9 protein-coding genes are annotated in these 10,188 nt (G+C 46.2%); 7 read left to right on the forward strand and 2 right to left on the reverse strand.

Annotation, left to right across the window (positions count from 1 at the left end):
* Window positions 1–1,419: a DHH family phosphoesterase gene (locus IT393_12155; protein ID MCC7203398.1), complete on the reverse strand. Its 1,419-nt coding sequence runs from the start codon at window positions 1,417–1,419 to the stop codon at window positions 1–3.
* Window positions 1,419–3,140, reverse strand: a complete 1,722-nt coding sequence (locus IT393_12160; protein ID MCC7203399.1) for a tetratricopeptide repeat protein — start codon at window positions 3,138–3,140, stop codon at window positions 1,419–1,421. Before IT393_12160 ends, IT393_12155 begins: the two co-directional genes overlap by 1 nt.
* 213 nt (window positions 3,141–3,353) lie before the next feature.
* Here IT393_12160 and IT393_12165 point away from each other — a divergent pair, with 213 nt between their 5' ends.
* From IT393_12165 to IT393_12195, 7 genes are all read left to right on the forward strand, one after another.
* A complete protein-coding gene (locus tag IT393_12165) occupies window positions 3,354–5,510 on the forward strand; it encodes an SLBB domain-containing protein (GenBank protein ID MCC7203400.1) in 2,157 nt (718 codons plus the stop codon).
* Window positions 5,511–5,513: 3 nt separating this feature from the next.
* A complete protein-coding gene (gene rfbC / locus IT393_12170; GenBank protein ID MCC7203401.1) occupies window positions 5,514–6,071 on the forward strand; it encodes a dTDP-4-dehydrorhamnose 3,5-epimerase in 558 nt (185 codons plus the stop codon).
* A 3-nt stretch (window positions 6,072–6,074) separates the two neighbouring features.
* On the forward strand, window positions 6,075–7,934 hold the full coding sequence (locus tag IT393_12175) for a polysaccharide biosynthesis protein (GenBank protein ID MCC7203402.1): 1,860 nt from the start codon (window positions 6,075–6,077) through the stop codon (window positions 7,932–7,934).
* 27 nt (window positions 7,935–7,961) lie between these two features.
* Window positions 7,962–8,570 (forward strand): adenylyl-sulfate kinase, encoded by a 609-nt coding sequence (cysC, locus tag IT393_12180; protein ID MCC7203403.1) that lies wholly within the window; start codon window positions 7,962–7,964, stop codon window positions 8,568–8,570.
* A 205-nt stretch (window positions 8,571–8,775) separates the two neighbouring features.
* On the forward strand, window positions 8,776–9,021 hold the full coding sequence (locus tag IT393_12185) for a hypothetical protein (GenBank protein ID MCC7203404.1): 246 nt from the start codon (window positions 8,776–8,778) through the stop codon (window positions 9,019–9,021).
* Between the two features lie 66 nt (window positions 9,022–9,087).
* Window positions 9,088–9,363, forward strand: coding sequence for a hypothetical protein (locus IT393_12190; GenBank protein ID MCC7203405.1), 276 nt, complete (start codon window positions 9,088–9,090; stop codon window positions 9,361–9,363).
* Window positions 9,364–9,508: 145 nt separating this feature from the next.
* A complete protein-coding gene (locus tag IT393_12195) occupies window positions 9,509–9,865 on the forward strand; it encodes a MarR family EPS-associated transcriptional regulator (GenBank protein ID MCC7203406.1) in 357 nt (118 codons plus the stop codon).
* The last annotated feature ends 323 nt before the right edge of the window (window positions 9,866–10,188 follow it).

A 10,188-nucleotide genomic window follows, 5' to 3' on the forward strand; every position in this document is an offset into this window, starting at 1 on the left:
TTAATCCTCCTGTTCTTTGGTTGTTTCTTCAAATCCGTCAAGGAATAACTCTATTATCCGGTCCCTTATGGTTGATTCACGTTTGTCGCCAAAATGTCTGAAAAAGTTCCTGAGCGGGACTACAGCCTTGGCCATATGGCTATGCCCGCCGGCGCTGCCGAACTGGCTGAAGGCGTTTTTGACAATTACGCCTGCACTCCTGACATACCCTACGTTTCTGACAGATATTATCAGATTCCCCCTGAATATTCCAGAGACAACTGACCACTCTACCCCCTCTATCTGCAGGGAGAAGTCTGCAAAGTGGGGTATCACGTCCTCCCGCCTTACCTTGCCAAGATGTGAAAACAGGATATTTTTTACAATCCTCCTTTTCTTGAGCGCATTACTGAAGGAATCAATATCTTCAGGATGTACCTCAGGGCGCTCTATTCTCCTCAGGATGTTTGCATTTGCAAGGGTATACAGATAAGAGAAGGCCTCGATATCAGCCGGGTCAACACCCCTTCCAAGCAGGAGGGTATCGCTCTTAATTCCATACAGCAGGGCAGTCGCGAGCCGCTGGGATATATTGAATTCAACAGCCCTTAGATATTCAGTAAGGATAGAGGAGGTTGCCCCATAATTGGCTTTTATGTCTTTAATTTTTGCCTGATAACCCGGTTTTTCCGGGTGATGGTCTATTACAACATCTGCCATGATGATGCACTGATTATTATTTGTAAACAGATGGGGAGGCTGAACATCGAGCAGGCAGAGGCTGTCATATTTCCTGATCACGTCAGGCGTGATCTTCTCAACCTCTATATCCAGCAGCCTGATCATTGCAAGATTCTCAGGTCTTGTTACCTCTCCAAATGATGCAATATGCGCTGTAGACCTGTTTCGCCCTATCAGGTGCCGGAAGGCAAGGGCGCTGGCTATTGCATCAGGATCCGGATCTGACTGTATAAGGAGGAGAATCCTGTCTTTATCAGTAAATAACTCCCTTATCCGCTGGACATGTTTTTTTTTAAATGCCTCTTCTATCTTCGGCTGACAAAGTTCTGTGAAAATCGAAGATGGTTTTACAATCTTTGCACTGAGCTGTTCCGGCAAGTCCACCTCTTTTTCTTCTATTATTATAGTGGGCTGGTAGGGGTGATACTTTGCAACCAACTTCAAGATAGCTGATAAAAAAGACCTGTTCTTTACCGAGATGATAAGGCAGCTATCCGGTTTTAACTGCAGGTTTCTAAAGAACCTGTCCCGGTCTGTATCAAAAGCAGACACCTCTGCAGATACTCCCTGACCATGGAGTCTTTCGTATAATGCGGGGGTATTTACAATGAAATGTACGGTATCCCTTCTGGTAGAAAGGGTCTTAAGGAGCATTAAGAAATACGGGAGTTCGTCCTGACAGAGGATAATGTAATCCATTATTTTCCTGACTTATGAAGCCTGAGGGCCTTTTTATTGAATTGCAGGGCCTTGTTGTATTCCCCACACTTGATATAAATATTCCCTATTCCGAGGTAGGCCAGCTCCATGGATAATCTGTCGCCGAGTTTCATATGTATGTTAAGTGCCCTGGTAAGAAACTGAAGCCCGCGCTTATAATTTCCCTTACTGCTGTAGACCGACCCTATCCGGGCATAAGCATTTCCAATGCCGGGTTTATTGTCCATCTCGTTATAAATGTCCACTGACCGGAAGAGAAAATCAAGCGCCTTGTCATATTCGCCCCTGCTGCTGTAAATATTGCCAAGGCTTACCTGAATATTAGCCAGCGCCGACTGCTCACCGCTCTTATTGCCTATTTCCTTGAAGATGTCAAGCGCCATCTCCTGGTGTTTAAGTGCAGACTCAAAGTCTCCCTTACTGCTGTAAATATTTCCGATATTGGCATAAACAGTTCCCACACCCAGCTTATTGCCGAGATTTTGATGGATCCGGCGGGCCTTGTGATGAAAATCGAGGGCCTTTTCATAGTCCCCCTGATGACAGTATGTATTTCCTATATTGGTGTATACGCTCCCGACTCCAACAAGATTGTTGAGCTCCTCATGAATTTTCAGGGCCTTATTATAATAATCGAGCGCCCGTGGATAGATCCCCTTGTGGCTGTATATATTTGCAATGTTGGAATAGTCGCTTCCTTCCCCCAGCCGGTTTGCCAACTGCCTGTGGATAGTCAGGGCCTTTTTATAATAACTAAGCGCCTTGTCATACTTCCCCATTTCGGCATAGATAGTCCCGAGGTTGGCGTGGTCATTGGCCTCGCCGAGCCTGTGGCCCAGATGGGCATGTATCTTTAAGGCCTTCTCATAGTAGCGAACGGCATTATTTTGGTCTCCCTGAATGTTGTAGATATTCCCGATGTTTGTATAATCATTTCCTTCCCAGATACGGTTTTGCAGGCGGCGGTGAATTGCAAGGGCGCGCTTATGATGTTCGAGGGCGTTTGAGTAATCACCCCTTTTGCTCAGGACATTTCCGATATTGGCATAGATATTTCCCTCACCGAGCCTGTACTCTACAGCTTTGTATATCTCAAGGGCCTTTTCATAATAAGTCATGGCCTTCTTGTAATCTCCCTGGAATTTGTAGAGTATCCCAAAGCTGCTGTAGTCGTGACCTATTTCAAGTGTCCTGCCCAGCGACTTGTGGATAGTCAGGGCCTTTTTAAAATAAGTGCCAGCCTCCCCTGTCTTTCCCTGAATAGCCATTATGGTGCCTATATTGTTGTAAGCCCCCCCTTCTTCCACCTTGTCACCGCTCTTCTTAAACATAGCGAGGGCCTCTTCAAAGCACCGGATAGCCTCAGCATACTTGCCTTTTTTGGAATGAATGGCGCCGATCCGCCTCAATGACTTGCCATGTCCGTTATTATATCCGGAGGTTATGGCATCCTGCAGGGCATGTTTATAGAATTCGATGGCTGCGGAATATTCACTCTGTGAATCAGCAATCTTTCCATACAGGAGGGCTATCTCTGAATGGACGTCCTTTTTCCCGGGATTCAGGGATGATACCCTGTCGAGATGAGAGGATGCCTTCTTGTATTCCCCCCTGTCTATTGCAGATTCTATAAGGACCAACTGCCGTTCTAAGGAACTATCCATGTCAGGATTTACATTATACACAAACTTGACTTCCATGTCACCTTTCACTATAATCCCAAATTACTTTTCATAATAGATGCATCATCTCAGAGACTCAACAGCATTATTATTGTTACAATGGCAGATGAAAAATCCCCCTTAGTCCCCCTTTACAAAGGGGGAAAGTATTCCCTCTCTGCATAAAAGGGGAACATCCGTTCCCCCCTTTAGTAAAGGGGGGAGAGGGGGGATTTGAACGGAGAATTTCAAGTGAAAAAATCAGTTCCTGCCTTGCTTTCCACAGCAATGGCCGTCCTGCTTACGGCGATGTGTTCGGGTGTATCTGTTTCCCGGGCAGCAAACCAGTTTAACATCCCTGGTACTTCAGGGATGCCGGGGTTGTCACTGCCCTCAGGCATACCTTCAGCGCCGGAACAACACCAGATGGTTCAGGGGCTTCAGCCGCAGAGGCCGGACGGTCGGGATCTTTCTCCGCCAGTCAGGCACAAAAACATACCCTCTCCATTCGAAGACTACATACAGGGGAAAATCCCTGACCTTGTATCAACAAGCGTCGAGCAGTTCGGATACAACCTTTTTGAAGAGCCGCCGAGCACATTTGCGCCGGTGGATACTGTGCCTGTATCGCCCGATTACCTCGTTGGCCCAGGGGATGAGATAAGGATAAACATCTGGGGCAAACTAAATGCCGACCTTACAGCTGAAATTGACAACGACGGCAAAATAAACGTTCCCCAGCTTGGCATAATATACCTGACAGGCCTGACATTTGCCGAGGCAAAAGAGACAATAGAAAAGACATTCGGCCGGTACTACAGGCCGGAAGAGGTCAAGATAAATGTCAGTCTTGGACGCCTCCGGACCATAACCGTATTCATTGTGGGCAAGGCACAAACCCCCGGAAGCTACTCACTATCCTCTCTGTCAACCCTTGTCAACGCACTCTTTGCCGCAGGCGGGCCTGCCAAGAATGGCACTATGCGGGACATACAGGTGAAGCGTAACGGAGTGACAGTCACAAATTTTGATTTTTATGACTTCCTCCTTAAGGGAGACAAGACAAAGGACATAAGGCTATTGCCAGAGGATGTTATATTTATACCACCTGCCGGGCCGCAGACCGCTGTTACTGGTTATGTCAATACGCCGGCTATATATGAGCTAAAGGGTGAAAAGACAGTAAAAGAGGTGATAGAACTTGCCGGCGGATTAAACGACATTGCGTTTCAGGGGAGGCTTCAGATCGAGCGTATCATGGATAACAGATATGGCACTGTTTATGATGCAAACATAGAAGACATAAAGACGGCAGATGTCAGCGTGCAGGGTGGAGACCTTATAAAGGTCTTTCCTGTTGTCCAGGATAAAAAGGTTGTAAGGCTTGTAGGGGCAGTTCAGAGAGAGGGTCAGTATGGCGTTGGTCAGGGGCTTACTGTAAAGGACCTGATCGCCATGGCAGGGGGCCTTAGGTATTTTGCCTTTACAGATGAGGCTGAGATAACCAGGGTAGTCGTTACTCAGAAAGGACCTGAGACTACGAAGCTGCCTATCAATCTTAGAAAGGCCATGGATGGCGACCCCAGGCATAACCTCCCGCTGCAGGAAAATGACTACCTGATTGTAAAGAGCGTCCCGGAATGGGAATTATACAGGACTGTAACCATTGAAGGTGAGGTAAGATTTCCAGGGATGTATACTATCAGGAAGGGGGAGACACTGTCATCACTCCTGAAGCGCGCGGGTGGTTATACGGACAAGGCGTATCTCAAGGGTACAATATTTAACCGGGAATCTGTCAGGGAACTGCAGCAGAGACAGAATGAGGAGTCAGTAGACAGGTTAGAGCGGCAGATGATGATCCAGTCAGCAGGAACAATTGAAGCTGCTCTAACTCCTGAAGACGCAAGCCAGCAGAAACTGGTTTTTGAGCAGAGAATGGCGCTCCTGGAAAAGTTAAGATCAGCCCAGGCAAGGGGGAGGCTCAGTATCAGGTTAGACCCAATTGACCGATTTGAGGGTTCTCCCTATGATATTGCGCTGGAAAATAAAGATAGGATCGTGATTCCTGAAAAGCCCCAGCAGGTCCAGGTGATAGGCTCTGTCTATAATCAGACCGCCTTTGTATATGACCCTCAGGGTACAGTATCAACCTATATATCAAAGGCCGGCGGTATGACTCGGGATGCAGACAAGAAGGAGATGTATGTCTTAAAGGTGGATGGCTCTGCTGTGAGTAAAAGGGCCTCAGGGGGGGTGTTTGGCAGCTGGGGAGAGCTCGACCCTGGTGACACTATCGTTGTTCCGGAAAAGATCGAAAAGATAGCGTGGCTGAAGGAGGTCAAGGACATAACACAGATACTCTATCAGATAGCCGTTACTGCCGGTGTCTTGATAGTTGCCTTTTAAGATATGCCATTTAATTTTACGAGACTGTCTATCCCTGACATTGTACTAATAGAACCGCGGGCCTTCCGTGACGGGCGGGGTTTCTTTATTGAGACATATAAGTATTCTGAATTTGCCTTTGCAGGAATATCCGGCCATTTCCTGCAGGACAATCACTCGCAATCTTCTAAAGGTGTCTTGCGCGGACTTCATTATCAGTTAAATCCGAAGGCCCAGGGGAAATTGCTTAGATGCCCAAAGGGGAAGATATTTGACGTGGCAGTTGATATCAGGAGGGGTTCACCTGATTACGGAAAGTGGGTCGGCATTGAGCTCTCTGAAGAAAATAATAGTATGCTCTACATACCGCCGGGCTTTGCACACGGATTTTTGACACTCAGTGATATGGCAGATGTCCTTTATAAATGTACGGAAGAATACTCGCCGGAACATGAAAGGGGTATTGCCTGGAATGATCCGGAAGTTAATATTGACTGGCCAATAAAGACCCCCATCCTTTCGGCAAAGGACCTGTCGTACGGGACGTTGAAGGATGCAGATAACAATTTCAGGAGAGAATAGATCATGCCCACTAATCTTGTCCTCAAGTACCGCAGGCTGTTGATAGTATCCCTTCATCTCTTCCTGATTGTATTCTCAAACCTTTTCGCCTTTTTTCTCCGGTTTGAAGGGGCAATTCCATCATCATATTTCAGGATGATAGGTATTACACTGCCGGCCGTTGCATTAACGCGTCTTGCAGTGTTCTACTTCTTCGACCTTCACAGCGGCCTGTGGAGATATGTCAGCATCAGAGACCTCCTTCAGATTATTAAGGCCGTTTTCCTGAGCTCGGTAATTATCGGGCTCATAGTATATCCTGTCCTTGATTATCAGTTCTATCCCCGCTCAATCATGGTAATGGACAGCGTCTTTATCATGGTCCTCATGGGAGGAGTAAGGTTTACCTCAAGGGTAATCAGGGAGAAGGCACGGTTTGCAAGGCATGAAAAGAAACGTGTTTTCATCTATGGCGCAGGAGATGCCGGTGAGCTTCTCCTGAGGGACATGTTAAAGAACCCGGACTACACCTTACACGCAACCGGCTTCATAGATGATGACAAAAAGAAAAAGGGACTCAAGATTCATTCTGTGCCAGTCCTGGGTACAGGAGATGACCTTGCGCATCTTATAAAGAAACATGCCCCGGAGGAGATTATCATAGCCATCCCGTCTGCAAAGCCTGCGCAAATCCAGAAGATTATGGGTGAGTGCAAGAAGCATGATGTTGTACTAAAGACCCTTCCAAGCCTTAAGGATGTTATAAAGGGGCAGGTCTCGGTCAGTCAGATAAGGGACATATCTATTGAAGACCTGTTGTTCAGGGACCCTGTATCCATAAATCCCGAAAATATCCGTGACCTTGTGTGCGGCAAAAGAGTACTCGTGACAGGCGCCGCCGGGTCAATCGGGTCAGAACTTTGCAGGCAAATCCTCCAGCATAATCCCAGAAGCCTGATACTGTACGACCGCAATGAGAACGGGCTCTATTTTATTGACCATGAACTGGGGCAAAAATATTCAAGAGACTTCTTTAACGTGGTAATAGGTGATATATGCGATACGAACAGGTTATATATGAAGTTTAAAAAATACAGGCCTGAGATCGTGTTTCATGCCGCGGCATACAAACATGTCCCACTGATGGAGGATAATATAGTCGAGAGTATCAAAAACAATGTCCAGGGGACATGGAATGTCATGGAGCTGTCTGATCAGTTTGGTGTCGGGACATTTGTCCAGATATCCACTGACAAGGCGGTTAATCCTACGAGCGTTATGGGGGCATCAAAGCGGATTGCAGAGATGGCTGTAACACATATGAATAATGTCAGCAGGACCAGGTTTGTCGTTGTAAGATTTGGCAATGTCCTTGGAAGCAGCGGCAGTGTAGTGCCCCTTTTCAGAGAGCAGCTTCGAAAGGGCGGGCCTATTACGGTTACACATCCGGATATACAGCGCTTTTTTATGACCATCCCTGAAGCGGTCCAGTTAGTCCTTCAGGCCGCTGCCAAGGGCAATGGAGGCGAAATCTTTGTTTTGGATATGGGCGAGCAGATAAAGATCATAGACCTGGCAAGGAATCTGATCACACTCTCAGGATTAGTGCCGGAGAAAGACATTAAGATAGTATTCACCGGCCTGCGACCAGGAGAAAAACTCTACGAAGAATTGTTTGACACAGAAGAGGAGATCCTGCCGACATCCCATGAAAAGATAAACATGGCCATATCCGGTACAAACGGTATAGATGCCGAAAAGTTCTTTAATCAGCTGATAGAATTACAGGTCAGGGCATTAGGGGCGGACAAAGATGGTGTGCTTTCTGCCATGAAAGACCTGATCCCCACATATAGCCAGACGCAGATTCAAGCAGAGCAATGAGTGAGAAGAAGCGATGAGCAATGAGCAATGAGTGAGAAGAACAATATAGTCTGGCACCATGCAGTCATAACCCCTTCCCACAGGGAAGCACTGAACGGACACAAGAGCGTTGTCCTCTGGTTTACAGGCCTTTCAGGCGCCGGGAAATCCACCCTTGCACATTATGTTGAAGAGAGGCTCTACAAAATGGGCTGCCGGACATTTGTATTTGACGGAGATAATGTAAGGCACGGCCTCTGCTCTGACCTTGGTTTCTCTGCCGAAGACCGCAGCGAGAACATCAGGCGGATCGGAGAGATGGTAAAACTATTCACAGAGGCAGGCATTATAGCATTGACTGCCTTCATATCCCCGTTTATTAAGGACAGGGAGAGAGTGAGATCACTTGTAGGCATGGATAAATTCATCGAGATATATTGCGACAGCAGCCTTGAGGTTTGCGAGAGCAGGGATACCAAGGGACTATACGCAAAGGCAAGAAGAGGCGAGATACCAGGATTCACAGGCATATCATCCCCCTACGAGCCTCCGGTAAACCCTGAACTGCATCTAAAGACCGGCGAAATGTCATTAGAGGAATGCGTTGATATTGTTGTCAGATATCTGATGGGCAAAAAAATCATTAAAAACTCTTGACAACCCTATCAGATTCTCCTATATTGGTTCAGTGCCTGAACACAGCACCTGAGATACTTCATTCATCTGTCTTATCCCCATATCTCAATAACCAAAGAAGACGCAAGACATCTTTGTGCCTTTTAATGGCGGCAGCCCGCCTGCCAGTTCTTATTCATTGCATCTTATTTTTGATTGCAACGATAGAAAAAAGTGAGCATATATAGTGTCCAAAAATGAGGTTGAATATCTCTTACGTCTTGGACCTTCAGACAGATACAGGCATGTACACATCAAAGAAAAAGGAAAGATTGTATTTTTCAGGATTCAATATGAAACAAAGATCAATGATATATGGTATCCTGTTGTTAGATATGATACTGCACATGATTTTGCGCATAGGGATCAATTAGATGCCAAAGGAAACGTAGAAAAACCCCATTGTTTAATCAAGACTATAATGATGCATTAACGTTTGCTGAAAGTGATTTGAAATCTAATTGGGAACAGTATAAGAATAAGTTCCTGGAGGGACAAGATGAATAAGGAAAAAGAAATGATAGAACGAAACATTGAATTAAGCTCAGAGTTCAGCAGATATTTATTTGAACATCCTGAAATAGAGGAAAAGATTCCCATTGATACAGAATTGATACTTTTACCTGAATTTGATGAAGTATTAAAAGAGTATAACCTTAACCTGGGAAGGAATATAGAGGCCGAGGGAGGCAAAGTGGTTTATGTGTTAATTAAAAAAATCCGTCCCAAGACTCTATCGAGGATAGTGGAAATAGAATTAAAATCGGTTGCCTAAAAACCTTGTAAGTTTTTTCTTAATGTTCCTCATCCCTCATTGCTCATTGCCCGGTACTCATTGCTTATCATAGGTTTTTCCTCATAGCTGATTTGTCTTAGATTTACACTCATTGCTCATTGCTTTAAACTCATTGCTTCTTATAATGAACGGCCATCACCTTAAACTCCTGAAAGAACTCTCAGAAAACAACACCCAGTCCCAGCGTGAACTGTCAAGAAAACTCGGTGTAAGCCTGGGCAGCGTGAACTTCGTCCTGAGCAATCTCCTCGATGCAGGACTCATCAGGGCTAAGAGATTCAAGAATTCAAAGAACAAGGCAGCCTACATGTACATCCTGACCCCTGAAGGCATAAAAAGCAGGATGCAGCTAAGCCGTGATTTCCTGCAGAGGAAAATGGTCGAATATGAGAAGTTAAAGATGGAAATCGAGGAATTAAAGAAGGATCTCAGAAACTCGACTATTCCACGTGGAGATGGCAATGCTGATGCTGGAGACTAATGGAACCATGATTGAAAAACCATCACGAGCCTGGGCTCACAAAGATGCATGACAACCGTCATTCCCGCGTAAGCGGGAATCCACACCGTGGGCATGATTCTGGATTCCCACTTGCGTGGGACTGACGGGTGAAAAATCTTGCGGGGACAGGTTGCGTGGGACTGACGGGTGAATAGGAGCATTTTCAGGTGAACCATCATGAGCCCTTCGACTGTTCGACACGCTCGCAGCTCAGGGCTCACCAGGGTTCATGAAAACGTCATTCCCGCGTAAGCGGGAATCCACACCGTGGGCATGATTCTGGATTCCCACTTGCGTGGGAA

It is taken from the genome of Nitrospirota bacterium, from assembly GCA_020851375.1.
In the GTDB taxonomy this organism is placed as follows: Bacteria; Nitrospirota; 9FT-COMBO-42-15; order HDB-SIOI813; family HDB-SIOI813; genus RBG-16-43-11.

Coding starts and splice junctions, on each gene's coding strand:
- IT393_12155 (MCC7203398.1), bottom strand. CDS start 1,419: ATGGATTACATTATCCTCTGTCAGGACGAACTCCCGTATTTCTTAATG.
- IT393_12160 (MCC7203399.1), bottom strand. CDS start 3,140: ATGGAAGTCAAGTTTGTGTATAATGTAAATCCTGACATGGATAGTTCC.
- rfbC (MCC7203401.1), top strand. CDS start 5,514: ATGCCATTTAATTTTACGAGACTGTCTATCCCTGACATTGTACTAATA.
- IT393_12175 (MCC7203402.1), top strand. CDS start 6,075: ATGCCCACTAATCTTGTCCTCAAGTACCGCAGGCTGTTGATAGTATCC.
- cysC (MCC7203403.1), top strand. CDS start 7,962: ATGAGTGAGAAGAACAATATAGTCTGGCACCATGCAGTCATAACCCCT.
- IT393_12190 (MCC7203405.1), top strand. CDS start 9,088: ATGAATAAGGAAAAAGAAATGATAGAACGAAACATTGAATTAAGCTCA.
- IT393_12195 (MCC7203406.1), top strand. CDS start 9,509: ATGAACGGCCATCACCTTAAACTCCTGAAAGAACTCTCAGAAAACAAC.